Origin of the sequence: Luteimicrobium xylanilyticum, assembly GCF_009429125.1 — a bacterium.
Classification (GTDB): Bacteria; Actinomycetota; Actinomycetes; order Actinomycetales; family Cellulomonadaceae; genus Luteimicrobium; species Luteimicrobium xylanilyticum.
Genome location: NZ_CP045529.1, coordinates 4011192 through 4033343, shown reverse-complemented (window position 1 = coordinate 4033343; position 22152 = coordinate 4011192). Strand labels below are relative to the sequence as shown.

General features: G+C 73.2%; 22 protein-coding genes. 8 read left to right on the top strand and 14 right to left on the bottom strand.

Annotation, left to right across the window (positions count from 1 at the left end):
• Positions 1 to 47 precede the first annotated feature (47 nt).
• Positions 48 to 941, bottom strand: a complete 894-nt coding sequence (locus KDY119_RS17910) for a LysR family transcriptional regulator (protein ID WP_036955560.1) — start codon at positions 939 to 941, stop codon at positions 48 to 50.
• 76 nt (positions 942 to 1017) lie between these two features.
• Here KDY119_RS17910 and KDY119_RS17905 point away from each other — a divergent pair, with 76 nt between their 5' ends.
• Together KDY119_RS17905 and KDY119_RS17900 are read left to right on the top strand one after the other, a co-directional pair.
• A complete protein-coding gene (locus tag KDY119_RS17905; RefSeq protein WP_036955562.1) occupies positions 1018 to 1890 on the top strand; it encodes an aldo/keto reductase in 873 nt (290 codons plus the stop codon).
• Between the two features lie 25 nt (positions 1891 to 1915).
• Entirely contained in the window at positions 1916 to 2848 is a 933-nt protein-coding gene (locus KDY119_RS17900; protein WP_036955564.1) for an aldo/keto reductase, read from the top strand.
• A gap of 74 nt (positions 2849 to 2922) precedes the next feature.
• Here the strand turns inward: KDY119_RS17900 and KDY119_RS17895 are convergent, their stop codons facing one another.
• The gene (locus KDY119_RS17895) at positions 2923 to 3780 is read right to left on the bottom strand and encodes an SDR family oxidoreductase (RefSeq protein WP_036955566.1); all 858 of its coding nucleotides are present in this window, start codon (positions 3778 to 3780) and stop codon (positions 2923 to 2925) included.
• A gap of 99 nt (positions 3781 to 3879) precedes the next feature.
• On the opposite strand from KDY119_RS17895, the gene KDY119_RS17890 reads away from it, so the two are divergent.
• On the top strand, positions 3880 to 4254 hold the full coding sequence (locus KDY119_RS17890) for a winged helix-turn-helix transcriptional regulator (protein WP_036955567.1): 375 nt from the start codon (positions 3880 to 3882) through the stop codon (positions 4252 to 4254).
• Here the strand turns inward: KDY119_RS17890 and KDY119_RS17885 are convergent.
• The 11 genes from KDY119_RS17885 to KDY119_RS17835 form a co-directional block, all read right to left on the bottom strand.
• A complete protein-coding gene (locus tag KDY119_RS17885; protein WP_036955569.1) occupies positions 4251 to 4832 on the bottom strand; it encodes an isochorismatase family protein in 582 nt (193 codons plus the stop codon). The two genes, KDY119_RS17890 and KDY119_RS17885, sit on opposite strands and share 4 nt — an antisense overlap.
• Positions 4833 to 4878: 46 nt before the next feature.
• Positions 4879 to 6318, bottom strand: coding sequence for an MFS transporter (locus KDY119_RS17880; protein ID WP_227994425.1), 1440 nt, complete (start codon positions 6316 to 6318; stop codon positions 4879 to 4881).
• On the bottom strand, positions 6315 to 6776 hold the full coding sequence (locus tag KDY119_RS17875; RefSeq protein WP_153022613.1) for a MarR family winged helix-turn-helix transcriptional regulator: 462 nt from the start codon (positions 6774 to 6776) through the stop codon (positions 6315 to 6317). Before KDY119_RS17875 ends, KDY119_RS17880 begins: the two co-directional genes overlap by 4 nt.
• Before the next feature lie 60 nt (positions 6777 to 6836).
• Positions 6837 to 7352, bottom strand: coding sequence for an FBP domain-containing protein (locus KDY119_RS17870; RefSeq protein ID WP_036955574.1), 516 nt, complete (start codon positions 7350 to 7352; stop codon positions 6837 to 6839).
• Positions 7353 to 7670: 318 nt separating this feature from the next.
• Entirely contained in the window at positions 7671 to 8255 is a 585-nt protein-coding gene (locus KDY119_RS17865) for a dihydrofolate reductase family protein (RefSeq protein WP_036955576.1), read from the bottom strand.
• A gap of 74 nt (positions 8256 to 8329) precedes the next feature.
• Positions 8330 to 8767 (bottom strand): hypothetical protein, encoded by a 438-nt coding sequence (locus KDY119_RS17860; protein WP_083891287.1) that lies wholly within the window; start codon positions 8765 to 8767, stop codon positions 8330 to 8332.
• A 172-nt stretch (positions 8768 to 8939) separates the two neighbouring features.
• The gene (locus tag KDY119_RS17855; protein ID WP_036955578.1) at positions 8940 to 9554 is read right to left on the bottom strand and encodes a dihydrofolate reductase family protein; all 615 of its coding nucleotides are present in this window, start codon (positions 9552 to 9554) and stop codon (positions 8940 to 8942) included.
• 82 nt (positions 9555 to 9636) lie between these two features.
• Positions 9637 to 10701 (bottom strand): ketopantoate reductase family protein, encoded by a 1065-nt coding sequence (locus KDY119_RS17850; protein WP_036955583.1) that lies wholly within the window; start codon positions 10699 to 10701, stop codon positions 9637 to 9639.
• A gap of 35 nt (positions 10702 to 10736) precedes the next feature.
• Positions 10737 to 11234: a hypothetical protein gene (locus KDY119_RS17845; protein ID WP_036955584.1), complete on the bottom strand. Its 498-nt coding sequence runs from the start codon at positions 11232 to 11234 to the stop codon at positions 10737 to 10739.
• Positions 11231 to 11734 carry a hypothetical protein gene (locus tag KDY119_RS17840; RefSeq protein WP_036955585.1) on the bottom strand — a complete coding sequence of 168 codons (504 nt, stop codon included), beginning with the start codon at positions 11732 to 11734 and terminating at the stop codon, positions 11231 to 11233. The genes KDY119_RS17845 and KDY119_RS17840 overlap by 4 nt, the downstream gene beginning before the upstream one ends.
• A gap of 157 nt (positions 11735 to 11891) precedes the next feature.
• Entirely contained in the window at positions 11892 to 14003 is a 2112-nt protein-coding gene (locus KDY119_RS17835; RefSeq protein ID WP_153022612.1) for a right-handed parallel beta-helix repeat-containing protein, read from the bottom strand.
• Positions 14004 to 14277: 274 nt separating this feature from the next.
• Here KDY119_RS17835 and KDY119_RS17830 point away from each other — a divergent pair, with 274 nt between their 5' ends.
• Positions 14278 to 16290: an APC family permease gene (locus tag KDY119_RS17830; RefSeq protein WP_407657412.1), complete on the top strand. Its 2013-nt coding sequence runs from the start codon at positions 14278 to 14280 to the stop codon at positions 16288 to 16290.
• A 40-nt stretch (positions 16291 to 16330) separates the two neighbouring features.
• Here KDY119_RS17830 and KDY119_RS17825 read toward each other — a convergent pair whose 3' ends face one another.
• Positions 16331 to 16960 (bottom strand): NADPH-dependent F420 reductase, encoded by a 630-nt coding sequence (locus KDY119_RS17825; protein ID WP_036955589.1) that lies wholly within the window; start codon positions 16958 to 16960, stop codon positions 16331 to 16333.
• 451 nt (positions 16961 to 17411) lie between these two features.
• Between KDY119_RS17825 and kdpF the strand changes: the two genes are divergently transcribed.
• Genes kdpF through kdpC form a run of 4 tightly spaced genes read left to right on the top strand, consistent with a single transcriptional unit; the run spans position 17412 to position 22125 of the window.
• Entirely contained in the window at positions 17412 to 17504 is a 93-nt protein-coding gene (gene kdpF / locus KDY119_RS17820; RefSeq protein WP_148284353.1) for a K(+)-transporting ATPase subunit F, read from the top strand.
• Between the two features lie 9 nt (positions 17505 to 17513).
• Positions 17514 to 19190, top strand: a complete 1677-nt coding sequence (gene kdpA, locus KDY119_RS17815) for a potassium-transporting ATPase subunit KdpA (protein WP_036955591.1) — start codon at positions 17514 to 17516, stop codon at positions 19188 to 19190.
• Positions 19187 to 21382 (top strand): potassium-transporting ATPase subunit KdpB, encoded by a 2196-nt coding sequence (kdpB, locus tag KDY119_RS17810; RefSeq protein ID WP_153022611.1) that lies wholly within the window; start codon positions 19187 to 19189, stop codon positions 21380 to 21382. The genes kdpA and kdpB overlap by 4 nt, the downstream gene beginning before the upstream one ends.
• A 32-nt stretch (positions 21383 to 21414) precedes the next feature.
• Positions 21415 to 22125, top strand: a complete 711-nt coding sequence (gene kdpC / locus KDY119_RS17805; RefSeq protein WP_083891289.1) for a potassium-transporting ATPase subunit KdpC — start codon at positions 21415 to 21417, stop codon at positions 22123 to 22125.
• Positions 22126 to 22152: the final 27 nt, after the last annotated feature.

The following is a 22152-nucleotide window of genomic DNA, read 5'->3' as shown; positions in this document are numbered from 1 at the left end:
GCTGCGCGGGTGGCGACGCCGTCGCGCCGCCCCGTGGCCCTGCCCGGTCATGCGGCGACGGCCGCCGGGCGGTCGAGGAGCTCCAGGAGCCGCGGGGCGAGCGCGACGGCGTGGTCGGACGTGCCCGTGACCGCCGAGACCTGCCAGCGCGGCGTGGTGTCGTCGGGCAGGCGCAGGACCGCGAGCCCCTCGGCCTGCGGCTTGGCGCCGATCTGGCGGGGGACGAGCGCGACGCCGAGACCGCGGTGGACGAGGTCGAGCAGCGTGTGGATGTCGTTGACCGTGCACCGCACGCGCCGCCGCACCCCGCGGGACTCGCACGCGGCGTCGTTGAGCGGCCGCACGCCCCAGGACCGTTGGAAGTCGACGAAGTCCAGCCCGTCGAGGTCCTCCCACTCGATGCGGGCCCGCGCTGCGAGCGGATGGTCCGCGGGGGCGAGCAGCACGATCGGCTCGCTCGCGATGGGGGTCCGTTCGAACGCCCCGAGGTGGTCGGCCGTCGCGACGAACGCGACGTCGAGCTCGTCGGCGCGAAGCTGGGTGAGGAGGTCGTGCGAGCCGTCCTGCGTGAAGTGGATCTCGACGTGCGGGTAGCGCTCGTGGAACCGCTCGAGCAGCGCGGGCGGGTCCACCACCGCGAGGCACTGCTCGGCCCCGACCCGGACGGTCCCGGTCACCTGGCGCGTCACCCGCACGACGGCGTCGCGCGCCGCCGTCGACGCCGCGAGCATCGCCCGGGCGTGGGGGAGCAGGGCGAGGCCGGCGTCGGTGGGTTCGACCCGCCGCGTCGTGCGGTGGAAGAGCGGGGTGCCGAGCTCGTCCTCGAGGCTGCGGACCGCGGCCGAGAGCCCGGACTGCGAGACGCCGCAGAGCGCCGCGGCCCGCGTGAACTGCTGCTCGTCCGCGAGTGCGACCAGGTACTCCATCTGCCGCAGATCCATTGATCGCTCCGACTTCTGAATAGCATCAGTGCTAGTTGTTGGACTTGTAGGTTACGCCGTCCCTAGGCTCGCGAGCATGCAGCAGCGCACCATCGGACACCGCTCCGTCTCCGCCGTCGGCCTCGGCGGTATGCCCATGTCGATCGAGGGCCGACCCGACGAGGACCGCGCGATCGCGACCATCCATGCCTCGCTCGACGCCGGCGTCACGTTCGTCGACACCGCCGACTCCTACCACCGCGACGCGGACGAGGTCGGCCACAACGAGGAGCTCATCGCCCGGGCCCTGCGCAGCTACGGCGGCGACACGTCCGGCGTCCTCGTCGCGACCAAGGGCGGGCACCTGCGCCCGGGCGACGGCTCGTGGACCCAGAACGGCGATCCGGCTCACCTCAAGGAGGCCGCCAAGGCCTCGGCGCAGCGCCTCGGCGTCGACGCCATCGGCCTCTACCAGTTCCACCGGCCCGACCCGGCCGTGCCCTACGCCGACTCGGTCGGCGCCCTGCGCGACCTGCTCGACGAGGGCGTCATCGAGATGGCCGGCGTCTCCAACGCGAACCCGGACCAGATCCGCGAGGCGAACGACGTGCTCGGCGGCCGGCTCGTGTCCGTGCAGAACCAGTTCTCGCCCCGCTTCCGTTCGTCGCTGCCCGAGCTCGAGCTGTGCGCCGAGCTCGGCATCGCGTTCCTGCCGTGGAGCCCGCTCGGCGGCATCACGTTCGCCCGGGCGGGCGACCTCGACCAGGCTTACGCTCCGTTCCAGGAGGTCGCGGCCTCTCACGGCGTCAGCCCGTTCCGTGTCGCGCTCGCCTGGGAGCTCGCGCTCGCGCCCGTCGTCGTGCCCATCCCCGGCGCGTCGCGTCCCGCGAGCATCGAGGACTCCGCGCAGGCCGCGGACCTCGTGCTCACCCCCGACGAGGTGGCGCGGCTGAGCGCCGCCACCGCCTGACCACCCCCGATCAGCGAGGATCCTCATGAAGACCTTCACCCTGCCCGGCACCGAGATCACCGCGCCGAACGTCATCGCCGGCATGATGCGGATCGCCGACAAGACCGACGACGAGATCCGCACCCTCGTGCGCACCGCCCGCGACGCCGGCATCGACTTCTTCGACCACGCCGACGTCTACGGCGGCGCGCTGCACCGCTGCGAGGAGCGGTTCGCCGAGGCGCTCGCCCTCACGCCGTCCGAGCGCGCCGAGATCACCCTCCAGACCAAGTGCGGGATCGTCCCCGACGGGCCGTACTTCGACTTCTCGTACGAGCACATCGTCGAGTCCGTCGAGGGGTCGCTGCGCGCTCTGCGGACGGACTACCTCGACATCCTGCTGCTGCACCGCCCCGACGCCCTCGTCGAGCCCGACGACGTCGCGAAGGCCTTCGACGAGCTCCACGCCGCGGGCAAGGTCAAGGCGTTCGGCGTCTCCAACCACACGCCCGGGCAGATCGAGCTGCTGCGCCGGTCCGTGACGCAGCCGATCGTCGCGAACCAGGTCCAGCTCTCCCTCACGCACGCGCCGATCGTCGCGCAGGGCGTCGCGATGAACATGGGCGACCTGGACCAGTCGATCAGCCGCGACAACGGGATCGTCGACTACTGCCGTCTCCACGGCATCACCCTGCAGGCGTGGTCGCCGTTCCAGGCCCGGTTCTTCAACGGCGTGTTCCTGGGGTCCGAGGACTACCCGGAGCTGAACGCCGTGATCGACCGGCTCGCCGCGAAGTACGACATGCCGGCGATCGCGATCGCGACCGCGTGGATCACGCGTCACCCCGCCCAGATGCAGGTCGTGCTCGGCACGACGACGCCGGAGCGCGTCGCCGGCGCCGCCCTCGGCTCCGAGATCCCGCTCACGCGCGCCGAGTGGTACGAGCTGTTCCGGGCAGCCGGTCACACCGTCCCCTGATCCTGCGAAGCAGACCGGCCGCCCGCCCACCCCGCGGGGCGTGCGAGCGGCCGGTCCGTCGCGGCGAGCAGGGATCAGAGGAGGGCGCGGAGGGCGTCGGCGAGCGGCGTCGTCGGGCGACCGATCAGGGTGCGCAGGTCGTCCGTCGCGTCGGCGAGGTCGCCGCGCGCGATGTCCTGGTCCAGGGCGACGACGAAGCCCGCAGTGCCCTCGTCGAGCCCGGCGGAGCGCAGGAGCTCGAGCTGCTCGTCGGGCGTGACGTCCCGGTGCGTGACCGGTACCCCCAGCACCTCGGACGCGGTCGCCGCGAACTCGTCGAAGTTCCACGCGACGTCGCCGGAGAGCTCGTAGATCGTGTTCTCGTGCCCTTCGCCGAGCACGACGGCGACCGCGCCGGCCGCGTAGTCGGCGCGCGGGGCGCTGGCGACCCGTCCGTCGCCCGTGCTCGTCACGACCTCGCCGGTCGCGCGGGCCTGCTGGAGCGTGCCGGCGTAGTTCTCCGTGTACCAGTTGTTGCGGAGGATCGTCCAGGTCAGCCCCGACGCCCGAAGAGCCTCCTCGGTGGCCTTGTGCTCGGGGTTGACGACGAGCGCGCTCGTGTCGGCGTGCGGTGCGCTCGTGTAGACGACGCGCCCGACGCCGGACGCCTTCGCCGCGTCGATCACCGCGGTGTGCTGGGCGACCCGCTGCCCGACCTCGGAACCCGACACGAACAGGAGGACGTCGGCGCCGGCGAACGCCTTCTCGAGGCTCGCGGGGTCGGCGTAGTCGATCACGGCCGTGCGTACCCCGTGCCGCGACGCGACGTCCGCGAGGCGCTCGGGGTCGCGCCCGGCGGCGACGACCGCGGACGGGTCGGCGCCCGCGGCGACGAGCTGCTCGACGGCGAGGCGGCCCAGGTGGCCGGTGGCTCCGGTGACGACGATCGACATGACGTTCCTCTCGGTGGGTGAGTGTCTCGTCGGCCCCAACCGTGTTCGATCCGGGTACCTTCCCGGATCACGGTACCCACTTCGACGTAAGGTACGGGTGTGACGGTAAGCAATGAGGTCAGCGTGCTGGACCGGCTGCTCACGGACGGCAAGCTCGCCGCCGCGTGTCCCAGTCGGGTGGTCCTCGACCACGTCACGAGCAAGTGGGGGGTCCTGCTGCTCGTCGCGCTGTCGGAACGGTCGATGCGCTGGGGGGAGCTGCGCCGCGTCGTCGAGGGCATCAGCGAGAAGATGCTCGCGCAGACGCTGCGGACGCTCGAGGCCGACGGCATCGTGGACCGTGCCGTGACCCCGAGCGTCCCGCCGCGCGTCGACTACTCGCTCACCGAGCGGGGGCGAGACCTCGTCGAGCACCTGCTCCCGCTCATGGGGTGGATCGCCGACAACGCCGACGACATCCTGGCGGGCCGCTAGGCGGCGGAGCCGAGGAGCGCGAGGACTTCGTCCGTCGTCCCGGTCTCGCCGAGACGCGGGAAGATGTGCGTCACGCTGTGCTCGTGCGCCTCGGCGCTGCGGTCTCCGGCGGCGTCGGTCACGACGGTCACGTGGTAGCCGTGCTCGTAGGCGGCACGCGCGGTCGACTCGACGCCGATGCTCGTCGCAATGCCCGTGAGGACGATCTGGGTGATGCCGCGGCGACGGAGCTGCACGTCCAGGTCGGTGCCGTGGAAGGCGCCCCAGTTGTGCTTGGTGACGAAGACGTCGCCGAGCGGCGCCAGCACGTCGACGACGTCGTCCCAGCCCTCGGGGCGGGGCGCCGCGGGGCCGGCGTTGCGGGCGGCCTCGGTCCGCCCGGGGACCGCGTCGGGGCCGGAGAAGCTGACGCGCACGAGCACGACGGGCAGGTCGCGCGCACGGAACGCCTCGGCGAGGCGGGCCGAGCGCTCGACGACGTCGCTCGCGGCGTGCGGCTGGGTCGCCATCGAGGCGATGCCGTTCTGCAGGTCGATGACGACGAGCGCCGACTTCGGGTCGAGGGTGGTGACGGTCATGAGGATGGTGCCTTTCGGTGGTGCGGGTGGTGCGGGGAGGAGAAGGTCAGGAGGCGACGGCCGTCGTCGTGCGCCCGATCCGGGTGAGCGACCGGTCGACGACCACGAGCGCCAGGAACACGGCGCCGCAGACGAGGCAGAACCAGGCGAGGTCGTGCAGGCCGCCGGTCGTGGCGCGCTCGCCGAAGAACGCGGCGGTCGCGGCCGACGACGCGAGCGCACCCACGTACGCGAAGGTGCGGAGAAGCCCGGCGGCCGACGCCATCCGTGCGGGCTCCGCCTGGTGGTAGAGGGCGTTCTGGTTGGCAAGGCCGTTGAGGCCCTGCGGCAGCCCGAACACGAGCCCGATCGCGACCAGGAACCAGATCGCGGTGTCCCCGGCGACGAGCAGGAGCGCCGCGCAGACGAGGACCTGGAATACCCCGCCCGCGACGAGCTTGCCGCGCACGGCGGCCCGGCGACCGGTGATCGCGGTAACCACGATCGCGGACGCGAACATCGGCAAGAGCAGGAGCCCGGCCCCGGACGCACTGAGCCCGCGGCCGGCCTCGAGCCACTGCGTGAACCCGTAGAGCAGCGAGTACTGGACGGTCGAGGCGAGGAACTGGCGTGCGTACGTCGCGAGCTGGGGGACGTTCCCGCCGAGGACCCGCAGGTCGACGAACGGCACGACGGCGCGCAGCTCGCGCCACGCGAACCCCGCCCCGACGACGGCCGCGACGGCGAGCAGCCACGCGTCCGAGGCGTGCGGGTCCATGACGAAGAGCATGAGCGCGACGAGCGCTCCCGAGAACAGCACCATCCCGGATAGGTCGATCCCGCCGGGACGGCGACCCCCCGAGCCCGCGGCTGCGCCGTCGTCGGCGGAACCGAGCCCGCGGGGGAGCCAGAGCGACCCGAGGACGAGGCACGCCGCCGACAGCGGGATGTTCACGGTGAACACCGACCGCCAGCCGGCACCCGAGACGAGGAACCCGCCGAGCGTCGGGCCGATGACGGCGATGACCTGGTTGGAGATGGTCAGCGCGGACAGGACGCCGTTCGGGCTGGCGTGCCCGGTGCGGCGCGCCTCGGCGCGGATGAGGTACATCGACGCGGGGTAGCCGGCGCACGTCCCGAACCCGAGGAGCACGCGCGCGACGATCAGTACGCCCAGGTTCGGGGCGACGGCGCCGAGGACCCCGGCGATGCCGACGAGCCCTGTGCCGACCAGGAACAGGGTGCGCGGCCCGAACATGTCGATCAGTCGACCGACCACGGGCTGCCCGACGGCCGTCGCCAGGTAGAGCGCGGTCACGAGCCACGCCGTCTGCGACGAGGCGACGCCGAACGCGGTGGCGATCGGCACGAGCGCGACCGCCAGCATCGACGAGTTGATGGGGTTGAGGATCGACCCCAGGATCATCGGCGTGATGAGCCGGCGGTCGAACCGGTCGGGCGGAGCGGTGCGCACGGGGTGGGGGTGCCGGTGGAGCAGCGAGGTCACGGGCGGGTCAGTCTTTCCATGAGGGCGATGGCCTCGGCGAGGGTGCGGCGCTCGTCGGCGTCGAGGCGCTCGCGCAGTGCCTGGGTGAGCCACTCGTGGCCGGCCTGGCGGCGCCCCTCGAACACCTCCTGCCCGTCGGGGGTGAGGGAGACGAGCTGGCGGCGGCCGTCGTCGGGGTCGGGGGTGCGGACCACGTAGCCGCGCTCCTCGAGCACGCCGAGGGTCGCGGCGACCGACTGGGGTCGCACGCGCTCGGCGGTCGCGAGGGCGCTCGCCGTCGCGGGGCCGTGCTTGCCGAGGCGGCTGAGCAGCGCGGTCTGCGAGGGCGTGAGCTCGCGGTTGTCGGACAGCTCGAGCAACCGTCGGCGCAGCTGCCCGACGGCGGAGCGCAGCTCGCGGGCGGTGCGCGCGGCGTCGGCTGCGTCGTCGGGCGAGGCTGAGCGCGGTGTCGTGGTCACGCTCCGACGATAGGCAGGTGAGACTGCACAGTCAAGCCTGCCTATCGCGGAGCGGGACGGTCACTCGGTCCGCAGCACCTCGGCCACGAACCGGGCGGAGCGCTCGCGCAGTCCCGCGATCCGGCGCTCGATCACCGCGGCGCGGAGGTCGGCGTCGTCGCGGCCCGTCTCGGCGAGCGTCGGGCGCCGCCGCACGTTGCGCGAGCACGCGAAGTCCGTGCAGAGCAGGGTGCCGATGGTGTTGCCCCGGCGCCCGGGGGCCCCGGCGCGCCGCGCGACGTAGAGCGAGACGTCCTCGGTGCGGACGACGTCCTCGCACCACGCGCAGACGCCGCCGCGTCGGGTCCGGAGCTTGGGGTCGGTGGCGCGCAGCAGGACGCCGGTGGGGCCGTCGTCGGGCCCGGCCCCCGGGACGACGGCGTACGCGAGCAAGTGCGCCTTGCGGTCGACCCAGCCCAGGTAGTCGAGGCGGTCCCAGTCGAGGGCGGTCAGGTCGGGAAGGGCGGCCTGCGCGGCCTCGCGGCGCGACGCGTTCACGAACGACGCGCGGATCTGCTTCTCGGTCAGGGGGTGCATGGGTGTGGCTCTCCGGTCGGTCGGCAGCGCTCACCTCGCCGTCGGCGGAGCCGGACGTCGGGAGCGCGGAAAGGCGGCGACGTGGCTCGCGTCGCGCAACCGTGACCGGTCGGCCGGGACGGCCGGCGGTCAGCGCGCGGGGCGGGCCGGGAGACTGCCCGAGCAGGCCGTCGCGGCCACCCCGCAGCCTGCGGTGACGCCCTGCATCCGCTCGCTCCTCGATCCGACGTGTCCTCGGTCGCGGCGCGACCGGTCCCTCCAGTGTGCCCCACGACGGCGCGGGCCGTGGCGTGGTTTTCGCCGCGGGCGCAGCCGCAGTCAGGCGCGGACGACGTCGTGGTCGAGCTGCACGACCCCCGACGCGAAGCGGCGCACGCCCGTGAGCCGCAGGTCCACGCGCTGGTCAGGAGGCAGGGCAGGGAGGCCGCCGCCCACGCTCACGGGGAACACGCACAGGGTCACGGCGTCGACCAGGCCGGCGGCGAACGCTGCCGCGGCGAGCGTCGGCCCACCGACGGCGACGTCGCTGCCCGCGGTCTCGACGAGCGCCCGAACCTCGTCCGGGTCGAACCGGTCGACGAGGTCGGTGCGCGGGGTGGCGACGTCGTCGAGCGTCGTGGAGAAGACGATCTTGTCGGCGGCACGCCAGAGCCGGGCGAAGTCCCGGACCGCCGCCGACTCCTCGACCGGGTCGCCCGGCGCGGGGTGCTCGGGGGCCATCGTCTGCCAGGCCGCCATGGTCTCGTACATGCGCCGCCCGTAGAGGTAGGTCCCGACGTCGCGGCTCGCGTCGTTCACGGCGGCGTGGAGCTCCTCGTCGGGCATCGCCCAGTCGAAGCGGCCGCCTGCGTCCACCGCGTAACCGTCGAGCGACGTGAGCATGAGGTACCGCAGGCGAGCCATGGCCGTCCCTTCGTCCGGGGCCGGGGACGAGGCCCCCGGAGGATGAGAGAGCAGACCGGCCGGCGGCCTTCAACTCATCGGAGCGCGTGCGCCTCGGGGTCGAACCGGCTCGGCGGCCGGGTGGCGGGGGTGTGGCCCCGCAGCGTCGGCAGGAGGGTGGCGGCGACGGTCGCCGCGACCGTGGCGGCGATCCCCGCGACGACGACGGCGCCCCACGGTCCACGGAGCGCGCCGTCCTCGCGGCGGCCGCGCACGGCGTGGTTCGACTGCCAGGACAGGACGGAGCGCTGCGACTGCCCGGAGAGGACCGACGCGGCGGACTGGAACGAGCCGATCGACAGCCACGACATCGCGGACCCGATCGACGACGACGACGCGAACGAGCCGACCGACGCGAACGACAGCACCGACCCGACGGACCCGACCGACAGGACGGAACCGTTCGAGGCGATCGACAGGACGCTGTCCTGCGACCACAGGGACCAGCGGGACGCCGTGCGTGCAGCAGCCATGGGCCCATCATCGTCCGTCGGCCGCGAACGCACCCGCGGAGGTCTCAGCGGAACGCGAGCCAGCCGAGGAGCAGCTCGCGTTCGCCTGCGAACGGTCCCGGCTCGTCAAGGGTCGGACGCTTGGACGGCACCCGTCGACGCTAGACCCGCGCCCACGGCTCGGCGCGTCGGGTCAGCGGCGCACGCGGTACCGCAGGTGGCTCACCGACGGCGTGACGCGGGACTCGAGCAGCTCGAGCTCGAGCGGCCCGACACCCTCGAAGAGCCGTTCGCCGCCGCCCAGCGTCCGCGGCACCACGTGCAGCCACAGCTCGTCGATCAGCCCGGCCGCGAGGAACTGGTTGACGGTCGACGCGCCGCCCGAGACGTCGACCGGGCGGTCGCCCGCAGCCTCCTGCGCCCGGGCGAGCGCGGCCTCGACCCCGTCGGTGACGAAGTGGAAGGTCGTCCCGCCCTCCATCTCGATGCTGTCGTGGGGGTGGTGCGTCAGCACGAAGACCGGCGCGTGGTACGGCGGCTCCTCGCCCCACCAGCCCCGCCAGTCGCGGAAGCGCTCGTCGTCGTCCCAGCCGCCGCGCACCGGGCCGTACATGTTGCGGCCCATGACGTACGCGCCGGCGTTCGTCAGCGAGGCGATCTCCGCGTCGTGCTGCCCGGCCTCGGCGAACATCCACGGCTTCATGAGCCGCTCGACGCCGCCCACGCCGATCGGGTTCTCGACGCTCTGGTCCGGTCCCGCGGCGTACCCGTCGAGAGACACCGCCATCCCGCACGTCACCGTTCCCATGTGTTCCTGTCCTTCCGTCGTCGTCGCTGGTGCAGACCACCGGGCCCGCCGGAACTCATCGGCCCCCGGACGGGCCGGCGGACTACTGCGCGACGTCGAAGTGCCGCGTCAGCTCGTCGACCGACATCGAGCCGGGCGCGCGGTGCTCGACGGCGGCCTGCCGGGCCAGGCGCTGGACCGTCGCGTTGAGCGGCGCGGGCACCCCGGCGAGCCGCGCCAGCAGGGCGATCTCGCCGTTGAGGTAGTCGGTCTCGATGGACCCGTCGCCGCGCGCCACGGACTGCCACGACGAGCCCCCGACGACGTCGGGCATCCCCGGCACGGGGCGCACGTCGAAGACGTTCCCGCGCCAGGCGTCCTCCTCGGCCTCCGTCGCCCAGGTGATGCCCGACGCGCGGTACACGGCCTCGGCCTCCGCGACGAGCCGCCCGCCGAGCGGGCCGACGGGACCGATCGCACCGTCGGCTCCGAGCAGCGCCTGCAGCCCGTTGGCCAGGTTCTGCAAGAGCTTGCGGTGCTTCCAGCGCATCACGTCGTCGACGACGTGGATCCCGAAGGTCGCCCCGGTCCAGTCCCGGGCGACGGTGTCGAGGACGCCGGAGACGTCGTCGGACGGTGGCCCGGGCGGGTAGGAGCCCAGGATGAACGTGCCGGACTGCGGGGCGATGCGCACGGCGGTCTCGCCGGCGACGAGGTGCGTGGCGGGCAACCAGACGCACGCACCGAGCACGCGCTCGAACAGCCGCAGCGCCATGCGCTCGGCGGCGACCCCGTTCGTCAGGGCCAGGACGGGCAACAGCTCGCCGGCGGTCGCGACGGGCGCGGCTCCCGGGTCGGCCGGGTCCGCGTCGGCCGCGAGGACGGGCGCGTCGACCCACGTCTGCAGGGCGGCGGGCGCCTGGTGCGTCTTGGTGGCCAGGACGAGCACGTCGTCGGCGCGCAGCCGAGCCTCCGCCGGGGTCCGGGCGACCTCGACGCGGACGGTCACGTCGTCGTCGGGGGAGCGCAGCCGGTAGCCGGACCGTTCGATCGTGTCGGCGGTCGCGCCGCGCGCGACGAGCAGCGGCGGGTGGGCGGGCGAGTGCTGGGCGAGGCGCACGGCGAGAGTCCCGCCGATCGCGCCCGCCCCGATGATCACGTAGCGCACCCGCCCACCTTGGCACACCCGTCGGCCGGTTCCGGTCAGCGCCGGAGCTCGTCCGTGTCGACGACGCCGAGGCACGGGACGGCGACCAGGTCGTCCTCGTGGAGGTCGTCGGGCAGGTGGGCCGGCGCGCCGGCCCGGCCGGGCGCCGGGTGGACGGTGAACCGCCGCCGTCCGGCCCGCCCCGTTCGGCCGATGAGGCGCGCGTGCTCTGTCACCGGGGTGCACGTGTCGAGGTCCGCGTCGAGCCAGACCTGCCGCGGCCTCCCTCCGAGCCGCGGGACGGTCGCCTCCACGCGGGCCACGACGATCGAGCGGGGCCGGACGTCGACGAGCGGGACCTGTGCGGTGCGCTCGACGGCCGTCTCCACGACGACGAACGGCGTGCCGAGCCGCCCGGCGAGCCCGACGAGGCTGCGGTCGCCGACGAGCACGTCGTCGGCCGAGAAGACGGCGTCGTCGGGCCACGTCGCGCGGGCGACGTCCCGGAGGGCGGCGTGCCGGGAGGTCAGCACCGTGTGCAGGAGCGTCGTCATCGCGCGCTCCGGGGAAGGACCTGGTGGAGGGCGACGCTGCCCGGGCAGGGGAGCGCCACGAGGTCCCCGGTGGTGACGTCCGCGGGCAGGTGCGCGGCCGCGGTGGCGCGGGGGGCGCCGGGACCGACCGCGTGCGTCACGACGGCGGGTGCGGTCGACGCGCGCCCGACGAGCCGCGCCTCGTCCCAGACCGGGTGGACGCGGTGCAGGTCGGCGTCGAGCTCGAGGAGCAGCGCGCCGTCCAGCCCCCGGGCCGCGGTGCGGACGGCCACGACGACGACCGTGACGGTGTCGGAGTCCGTGCTGCCGCAGGCGTGGGGTGCCGGCGCCACTCCGAGGTGGACGCACGGCGTCCCGCAGCGGCGTGCGAGCTCGACCATGGACGCGCCCACCACGACGACGTCGGTCGTCGTGGCCCGGGTGCCGGCGGGCCAGCGGTGCGGGGCGAGCGGGTCCGGCAGGGTACGTCGCAGCGACGGGATCAGGGCCGTGAGAGTCATGCCTCCAGGCCTACGCCGGTCGCGACCTGCCCGACCCCGGCCTTGACGGAACGTGGACGGCCCGACCCCGGATCCTGACGGGTCCTGGGCGGTCCGGACGCGTGGGCGGCGCCGTCGGGCGGGAGGAGGTCCCGCCCGACGGCGCCCGGTCAACGGGTCACAGCCCGTGCGTCGGCTGCACCCACGTCGAGGGCGCGGGCGGCGCGACGACCGTGGGCCGGTCGTTGCACGTGATCGCGTTCGGCGTGTAGGGAGCGAGCCAGTTGGTGCCGGCGCGGAACTCGTTGGTGTCCACGCCGTCGTTGCCGCCGAGGTCGTCGATGCCGAACTCGGAGCCCGCGGCCGTGAAGTTGAACGACCCGCAGTTGTTCACGCCCCACCAGCCGATGTTGCGCACGTCGGTGTTCTGGATGGTGGCGTGCCCCGCGGCCCGGGCGATGAGCACGTCGGTTCCGGCGCCGTCGACCCGGACGTCCTTGACGTGGATGTTCGGGACCGAGACCTGGTCCTTGACGCCGTAGTCGGACACGACCATGAGCGCCGCGTACGTGTTGTCGAGGAAGTGGTCGCCGGTGATCTCGATGTCGGCGTCGATGCTCTTCTCGAGCGCGTAGATCCACAGCGCGCCGAGACCGAAGTTCCAGTTCAGCTCGAGCGGTCCGCCGCGGACGGTGGTGTTGTCCGCGACCGAGACCGTCCCGGCGAACGCGGTGGCGCCGAAGCGCGAGCCGAGCTGGATCGCCGAGCCCTCGCGGATCGGATCGGACACGAGGTTGTTCGAGACCGTGAGGTCCCGCCCGCCGTAGAGCGCGATCCCGTTCGCGAGGACCGGCGTCTGGACGGTGTTGTGGTCGAACGTGTCGTCCGCGTCCTCGGTGCCCTCGGACCACATCGCCATCGCGTCGTCGCCCGTGTTGCGGAACGAGTTGTTGCGGACGACCGACTTCGTGACGCCCGTGTGGAAGTTCAGGCCGTCGGCGATCTGGTCGGCGACGACGTTGTTCGTGATCGTGAGGTTCGTCATCGGGCCGTCGAGCCAGATGCCGACCTTCGTGTGGTGGATGTAGAGCCCGTCGATCGTCGAGTCGCTCAGCGCCCCGCCGATGCCGTTGACCTGGTCGGTGTCGATGCGCTCGCGCACGTCGCCCTCGATCGCGAACCCGGACAGGTGCACGTTCGTGGAGCCGCCGTCGGCCGCGGACCTCCCGTAGAAGCCGACGCCCGTGTGGACGGAGCCGTCCGCTGCCGGCTGGTCGAGCGTGACCTGGTGGCCCTTGAAGATCGTGTACCAGGAGCCGGCCCCCTCGATCGTGACGTCGTCGACGACGATGTGCCGGTTCACCTGGTAGGTGCCCGGCGGGACGTAGACCTTCAGGTGGTGCTTCTTCGCGAACGCGATCGCCTTGTCCAGCGCGGGGGCCGAGTCGCGGCGGCCGGTCGGGTCGGCGCCGAACAGGAGGACGTTCGCGGCGACGAGGTCGACCTTGGGCAGCCCGACCTGCTGCGTGTCGAGGACGTCGATCGTCGTCGTGGCCGCCGTCGCGTCCTTCGGGACGGCGAGGCGCAGCGTGGTCCCGGCCGGGAGGGTCCGGCCCAGGAGTACCCGCTGCTCGTCGTAGAAGTGGTTCGGGCGGAACGGGGCGGGGAACGTCGTCGTCGTGCCGGGGGAGCAGTTGCACTCCACGGTCCACCAGTCGGGCTGGATCGACGTCGTGAGCGTCGGGGCGTTGCTGAACGGGTAGGCGTTGTAGAGCCACGCGTACTGCGAGGTCAGGCTCACGGACTTGCGGAGCGTCGGGGCGCCCTTGCCCGACGACGTCACCGTCAGCGGCGAGGTGATCCCGCCGCCCTGCGGGGCGTCCGGGATCGAGTAGCGGACCGTGATCGCGTTCGTGGCCTTCGCGAGCGTGAACTCGACGTACTGGCCACGGTCGAGGCTCACCGCCGACCGGCCCGACGCCTCCGCGGGGAGCGTGTACGCGTCGCGGCCCGGGCCGATCACCGTGCCGTTCGTGGCGGCGTTCTCGGCCTCGTACTCGGTGACGCCGAGGGAGGCTCCGCGCCCCGCGGTCAGGGACGGGTCGATCCCCGCCGTCGTGACCTTCGTGGGCGCGGGCGGCCGGGGCTTGCCGTGCGCGAGCGCGGGGGCTGCCGTGGTCGCGGCCAGCCCGAGCGCGGTCGCCAGAGCCGCAGTCGTCGCGACGGCGCGGGCGGTGGCAGTGCGTCGGGGGCGTCGGGGCCGACCGGGTCGGGGGAGGTGTCGTGTCATCGTCGACTCGTCTTCTCTCGGTGGAGCCGGCGGCCGCTCGGGCCGCAGCCGCGTCGTCGCGGGCTGGGGCGAGCGTAGGACAGCACGCAGGAACGCCACAAGGTGCAGGTGGTGAATCGTCATCAGACTGTGAGGTTCTTGCGCAATATTGCGTGGCTATCCGACAAGAGCGTACGCGGCGCTCCTCGGCGCGCACCGATCCTCCCCCGGGGAGCTCCACGCACGGACACGCGCTGGTTCGCCGTGCCTGCCGCGGTGGCGGATCATTTTCCGAGTGTCGACCGCAACACCCGGCCGGGTCCGCAGGTTCCTGCTCGCCGGGTACGAACGCCGCCCCGCCCGCGAGCAGGGGCCCCACGGTGTCCCCGACGAAGGCGGGCGCCGCCACCGCTGGTGGCAGGTCATGTGCCTGTCCGGCGTCGACTACTTCTCGACCCTCGGCTACCAGCCCGGCATCGCGGCGCTCGCGGCCGGAGCCGTCGCGCCCGTCGCGACGCTCGTCCTCGTCGCCCTGACGCTCGGTGGCGCGCTCCCCGTCTACCGCCGGGTCGCGCGCGACTCGCCCCACGGCGAGGGCTCCATCGCGATCCTCGAGCACCTGCTGCCCTGGTGGGCCGGGAAGCTGTTCGTGCTGGTGCTGCTCGGCTTCGCGGCCACCGACTTCGTCATCACCATGACCCTGTCCGCCGCGGATGCCGCCGCCCACGCCGTCGAGAACCCGCTCATGCCCGACGTGATGCGCGGCCAGCACATGGCGATCACCCTGTTCCTCCTCGTCGCGCTGGCCGCCGTCTTCCTCAAGGGGTTCCGCGAGGCCATCTCGATCGCCGTCCCGCTCGTGGGGGCGTACCTGCTGCTCAACGTCGTCGTGGTCGCGGACGCGCTCTGGCACGTCGCCACCGCGCCCCACGTGGTCACCGAGTGGCGCAACCTGCTCAACCTCGAGCACCCCGACCCCGTCGCGATCGTCCTCGTCTCGCTCGTCGTGTTCCCCAAGCTCGCGCTCGGCCTGTCCGGGTTCGAGACGGGCGTCGCCGTGATGCCCGAGATCCAGGGCCGCCCCGGCGACACCGAGGCGAAGCCCGTCGGCCGGATCGTCGGCGCCAAGAAGCTCCTCACGACGTCGGCCGTGATCATGAGCGCGATGCTCGTGCTCAGCTCGTTCGTCACGACCGTCCTCGTCCCGGCCGACGACTTCGAGGCCGGCGGACCGGCGAACGGGCGCGCCCTCGCCTTCGTCGCGCACGAGTACCTGGGCTCGGGCTTCGGGTCAGTGTACGACGTCGTCACGATCCTCATCCTCTGGTTCGCGGGCGCGTCCGCGATGGCCGGGCTGCTCAACCTCGTGCCGCGCTACCTGCCCCGCTACGGCATGGCACCCGAGTGGACGCGCGCACGACGGCCGCTCGTGCTCGTCTTCCTCCTCGTCGCCGTCGTCATCACGCTGATCTTCCGGGCCAACGTCGACGCGCAGGGCGGCGCGTACGCGACCGGCGTGCTCGTGCTCATCACGTCCGCCGCGGTGGCCTGCACGGTGTCGGCGCGGCGTGCGGGGGAGCGGCGTGCGACGGTCATGTTCGGGATCGTCGCGGCCGTGTTCGTCTACACGACGATCGCGAACATCGCCGAGCGCCCCGACGGCCTGCGGATCGGCCTCGTGTTCGTCCTGGCGATCGTCGTGCTGTCCGCCGTCTCGCGGATCGGGCGGTCGTTCCGGGTCCGCGACGCGGGCGTCGAGCTCGACGACGTGGCGCTCCGGATCCTCGCCGACTCCGAGGGCGAACCCGTCCAGCTCGTCGCCCACGAGCCGCCCGGCGCCGACGACGACATCCCGCTGACGCCCAAGGCGCGCGAGGCCGCGCTCGCCCGGCGGGGGCGGCCGTCGTTCCGCGTGGGCCGTGCCGAGTACACCGCCAAGGCCGCGGAGGTCAGGCGACTGCGCCGCGTGCCCGACGACGTCCCGCTCGTGTTCCTCGAGGTCACCGTGCTCGACTCGTCCGAGTTCGAGGAGCGGCTCGAGGTGCGTGGGGAGTACCGGTACGGCTTCCCGACGCTCACCGTCGCGAGCTCGAACGTGGCGGGGACCATCGCGTCCGTCGCCCTGGCCGTCCGTGACCGCACGCACGTGCCCCCCGAGCTCTACGTCGACTGGGAGGAGGGCAACCCGGTCAGCCGCATGTCGCGGTACCTGCTCTTCGGCACCGGCGAGGTCGGACCGATCACCCGCGAGATCCTCCGGTCCGCCGACCCCGATCCGAGGACTCGCCCCGTCGTCCACGTGGGCTGAGCCCCGCCGAGTGTGACGCGAGGTTCGCCGAGTGTGACGCTCAGGGGGCGACGAGCGCGAAGCCACCGTCCCAGGTCGTCGCGCCCGACGCCGCGAGCGTCATCTGCAGGAAGCCGAGCGCCTCGAGCTCCCGGGCTCGCTTGAGTCCGCCCGCGTGGACGCCTCGAAGCCCCGCCGCGTTCACGAGGTCGACGACGGACTGCCGCGCGCCGTCGTCGTCGCCCGCGACCAGCACGGCCAACGGAGCGCCCGCAAGGGTGCCGCGCTGCAGCGCGGCCGCGAACGTCGTGCTGAACGCCTTGACGACTCTCGCGTCGGGCGCCGCCGCCTGGATCGCCGCCGTCGCGGACGAGCCGGCCGGGACGACGAGCGCGTCGAAGGTCGCGAAGTCCACCGGGTTGGTGATGTCGACGACGACCCGACCCGCGAGCGCGTCGCGCTGCTGCGCGGCGACCGCCGTCGCCGCGGCGAAAGGAAGCGCCAGCACGACGATCTCCCCGGTGAGCGGGTCGCCGAGCGCGCCGGGCGTGCCCACGCCCAGCTCCGTCGTGACCGTCCGCGCCTCGGTCGGGTCGCGACTCACGACCTGCAGGTCCGCGCCCGCGTTCGTCGCGACCGCAGCGATCGCGCGGGCCATCCCGCCTGCTCCGATGATGCTCACGCTCGTCATGCCGTCCTCCAGGTCTCCGCTCCGACAGGTGTCGCTCCCAGCGTCCGTCCACGTGCCCGACGGCGCACCCTGGCCCGCTGCGGGCGTCGCACTCGGCGAACCTTGCGTCGCACTCGGCGAGCTTTGCGTCGCACTCGGCGAGCTTTGCGTCGCACTCGGCGAACTCTGCGTCGCACTCGGCGGGCACAGCGTCGCCGTCGGCGTTGGTGGGGCGTCAAGATCCCCCGACCGGCCGTCAACGTTCCGTCAAGGGGGCCGGTTTCTCCGCTCTCAGCCGCCTAGAACGGAGGTGCCCCGGCACTCGCAGGGCCGCCCGGCGTCGTCGGGCGCGGTGCTCTCCGGAAGAGGTGCGAAGGCCCATGGCCGACCTCGTCTACGTCCTGATCACGGTCGCGTTCTTCGCGGCCGTGGCCGTGGTGTCCCGCCGCGGCATCGGCCGAGGGGAGGGGCGATGAGAGCGGAGGACTGGGTCGGCCTGGTCGTCGCCGCCGCCCTCACCGTCTACCTCTTCGTGGCGCTCCTGCGCAGCGACAAGGTCGGGTGACCCCACACCATGCCCAGCACCACCACGGAGGCGTGGTTCGCCGTCGCGCAGATCGGCGTCCTCCTCGTCCTCCTCGCCGCCGTGCACCACCCCCTCGGGGCGTACATGGCCCGCGTGTTCACCAGCCCGCGCCACCTCCGGATCGAGTCGGCGGCGTACCGTGCGGTCCGCGTCGACCCCGACGCCGAGCAGACGTGGCGGGGCTACCTGCTCTCGCTCCTCGGGTTCTCGACGGCGTCGATCCTGTTCCTCTACGCCCTCGCCCGCCTCCAGTCCCACCTGCCGCTGAACCTCGGGTTCGCGGGCTTCGACCCCGCGGGCGCCTGGAACACCGCCGTCTCGTTCGTGACGAACACGAACTGGCAGTGGTACTCCGGCGAGGCCGCCGCGGGACACCTCCTGCAGATGGTCGGGCTCGCCGTCCAGAACTTCGCGTCGGCCGCCGTGGGCCTCGCGGTCGCGGTCGCGCTCGTGCGTGGCTTCGCCCGCTCGCTCACCGACGGGCGCGTCGGCAACTTCTGGTCCGACCTCGTGCGCGCGAACGTCCGGCTCCTCCTGCCCATCGCGTTCCTCGCGGCGATCGTCCTGGTCGCCGGGGGCGTCATCCAGAACCTCCTCCCGCACGAGGCCATCACGACGGCCGCCGGCGGCAGCCAGGACGTGCTCGGCGGGCCCGTCGCCTCGCAGGAGGCCATCAAGCAGCTCGGCACCAACGGCGGCGGCTTCTTCAACGCCAACTCCGCGCACCCGTTCGAGAACCCGAACGGCTGGACGAACATGCTCGCGATCTTCCTCACCCTGATGATCCCGTTCTCGCTCCCGCGGACCTTCGGGATCATGGTCGGCGACCGACGCCAGGGGTGGGCGATCCTCGGCGCCATGGGGGCGCTCTTCCTCGCCTCCGTCGCCCTGCTGACCTGGTCCGAGCTCGCCGGCTCGGGCACCGCCCCGCACGCCGCGGGCGCTGCGATGGAAGGCAAGGAGACACGGTTCGGGCTCGGGGCGAGCGCGCTGTTCGCGGCCACCACGACCCTCACCTCCACGGGCGCCGTGAACTCCACGCACGACTCGCTCACCGCCCCCGGCGGCGGTCTCGCGATGTTCAACATGATGCTCGGCGAGATCTCGCCTGGCGGCGTGGGCTCCGGCCTCTACGGGATGCTGATCGTCGCCATCGTCACCGTGTTCCTCTCCGGCCTGATGGTCGGCCGCACGCCCGAGTACCTCGGCAAGAAGATCGGCCAGGGCGAGATCACCCTCGTCGCGCTCTACGTGCTGACGATGCCGCTGCTCGTGCTCGTCGGGACCGGCGTCTCCGCCGTCACCGGCGCCGGGCTCGCGGGGCCGCTCAACACCGGCCCGCACGGGCTGTCCGAGATCCTCTACGCCTTCACGTCCGCCGCCAACAACAACGGCAGCGCGTTCGGCGGGATCACCAGCGGCACGCCCTACTACAACACCCTGCTCGGCCTCGCGATGCTGATCGGCCGGTTCGTGCCCATCGCACTCGTCCTCGCCCTGGCCGGGCGGTTCGCCTCGCAACCCGCCGTGCCCGCGTCGACCGGCACGCTGCCCACCCACAAGCCCCTGTTCGTCGGGCTCGTCGGGGCGGTCGCCGTCGTCGTCGTCGGTCTCACCTTCGTCCCGGCCCTGTCCTTGGGCCCGGTAGTGGAGTCCCTCTCATGAGCACCACCCTCCAGCCTGCCCCCAGCACGGCGACGGAGCTCCCGCCCGTCGCGCCCCCGCGGGGGTCGCTGACGTGGCGCACCGTCCGCGACGCGCTGCCGGCGTCCCTTCGCAAGCTCGATCCCCGGCGGATGTGGCGGGTGCCCGTCATGTTCGTCGTGGAGGTCGGCGCCGCGCTGACCACCGTGCTCGCCGTCGTCGACCCGAGCGTGTTCGCGTGGGTGATCGCCGTCTGGCTGTGGATCACCGTGCTGTTCGCGACCCTCGCCGAGGCCGTCGCCGAGAGCCGCGGTCGCGCCCAGGCGTCCAGCCTGCGGGCGACCCAGCGCACGACGACGGCGCGCAAGGTCCAGGGCACCGCCGACCAGCTCGCGTACGGGTCGGGCCTGGCCTCGCTGCCCACCGTCGAGGTGGCGTCGTCGCAGCTGCACGTGGGTGACCTCGTCGTCGTCACGGCCGGCGAGACGATCCCCGGCGACGGGGACGTCGTCGAGGGCGTGGCATCGGTCGACGAGTCGGCCATCACCGGGGAGTCAGCGCCCGTGATCCGCGAGTCCGGTGGCGACCGGACCGCCGTCACGGGTGGGACGACGGTCCTGTCCGACCAGATCGTCGTCCGGATCACCGCCGAGCCCGGCCGGACGTTCGTCGACCGGATGATCGCGCTCGTCGAAGGCTCGGAGCGGCAGAAGACGCCCAACGAGATCGCGCTCAACGTGCTCCTCGCGTCGCTCACGATCATCTTCCTGCTGGCCGTCGCGACCCTGCAGCCCATGGCGGTGTACTCGCACGCCCGCCAGTCGCTCGTGGTGCTGGTGGCGCTCCTCGTCTGCCTGATCCCCACGACGATCGGTGCGCTGCTGTCGGCCATCGGCATCGCCGGCATGGACCGGCTGGTCCAGCGCAACGTGCTGGCCATGTCGGGCCGTGCGGTCGAGGCCGCGGGCGACGTCGACGTCCTGCTGCTCGACAAGACGGGCACCATCACGTACGGCAACCGCCGCGCGAGCGAGCTGCTGCCCGCCCCGGGCGTCGAGGCCGGCCACCTCGCGGAGGCCGCCCAGCTCTCGTCGCTCGCCGACGAGACGCCGGAGGGTCGCAGCATCGTCGACCTCACCCAGACCGCGTACGGGAGGCCCGTCCTGACCGACGACGCCCTGGCGGGGGCCACCCTGGTTCCGTTCAGCGCGGCGACCCGGATGTCGGGCGTCGACCTGCCCGGCCGGCCCGACGACGGCGGCGCACCCCAGGCGCGGCGCGTGCGCAAGGGCGCGGCGAGCGTCGTGCACCAGTGGGTGCGCTCGACGGGCGGCGAGCCCACGGGCGGCACCGCTGGGCACCCGGCCGGGCACCCGCTCGTCGGGCAGGCCGTGGACGCGGACGTCGAGTCCGTGAGCGCCCAGGGCGGGACCCCGCTCGTCGTGGCGGAGCAGATCGGCGACGCGCCCGCGCGCCTGCTCGGCGTCGTGCACCTCAAGGACGTCGTCAAGGAGGGGCTCGTCGAACGGTTCGCCGAGCTGCGGGCCATGGGCATCCGGACCGTCATGGTCACGGGCGACAACAAGGTCACGGCCCGCGTCATCGCGGACGAGGCCGGTGTCGACGACGTGCTCGCCGAGGCCACGCCCGAGGACAAGCTCGCCCTGATCCGACGCGAGCAGAAGGGCGGGAAGCTCGTCGCGATGGCCGGTGACGGCACGAACGACGCGCCCGCGCTGGCCCAGGCGGACGTCGGGGTCGCGATGAGCACGGGCACCACGGCCGCGAAGGAGGCCGGCAACATGGTCGACCTCGACTCCGACCCGACCAAGCTCATCGAGATCGTCGGGATCGGGAAGCAGCTCCTCATCACGCGCGGCGCCCTCACCACGTTCTCCATCGCGAACGACGTCGCGAAGTACTTCGCGATCATCCCCGCGATGTTCGTGCTCGCGTTCCCGCAGCTCCACGTGCTGAACGTCATGCACCTGCACAGCCCGCAGTCCGCGATCACGTCGGCGATCGTCTTCAACGCGCTCGTCATCGTGGCGCTGATCCCGCTCGCGCTGCGCGGCGTGAGGTACCGGGCCGTGTCCGCTGTCGCCCTGCTCCGGCGGAACCTGTGGATCTACGGCCTCGGGGGCCTCGTCGCGCCGTTCGTCGGCATCAAGCTCATCGACCTCGTCGTCTCGCTCGTCCCCGGCCTGCGCTGAGCCCGGACCGGAACCTCAGGAGAGGAAGTCTCATGACCACCGAAGGTCTCGCCCCCGCGCCCGAGGGCGCCACCGGCCAGCAGGCCGGGTCAGGCGGGCGTCCGACGACGGCCGCGAGCCTCGCGGCCCTGTGGCACCAGTCCTGGGCCGGGCTGCGCGTGCTCGTGCTGCTCACCGTCCTGCTGGGCGTCGTCTACCCGCTGGCCGTCACGGGCGTCGCGAAGGTCGCCTTCCCGTGGCAGGCGCAGGGCTCGCTCCTCACCGCGGACGGCGCGCACACCACCTCGCGCTCGGACGCCGTCGGCTCCGCGCTGATCGGGCAGGGCTTCGGGGCGATCGACGAGGACCCGCAATGGTTCCACCCGCGGCCGTCCGCGGCCGGTGACGGCTGGGACACCCTGGCGTCTGCCGGGTCGAACCTGGGCCCGAACAGCCCCGAGCTGGTGAAGACCATCGACGAGCGGCGCGCGGAGGTCGCCGCGGCGGACGGCGTCGACCCGGCCTCCGTCCCGCCGGACGCGGTCACCGCCTCGGCGTCGGGCCTCGACCCCGACATCTCGCCGGCGTACGCCCGCGAGCAGGTCGCCCGGGTCGCGAAGGCCCGCGGGCTGTCCGAGGCGACGGTGCGCGCGCTCGTCGACGAGCACACCGACGGCCGCTCGCTCGGGGTCCTCGGCGACCCGCACGTGAACGTGCTCGAGCTGAACCTCGCGCTCCAGAAGCTGGTCGGCTCCGGGTCGTGACCGCGCAGGCCGAGGCGTCGACCGTCG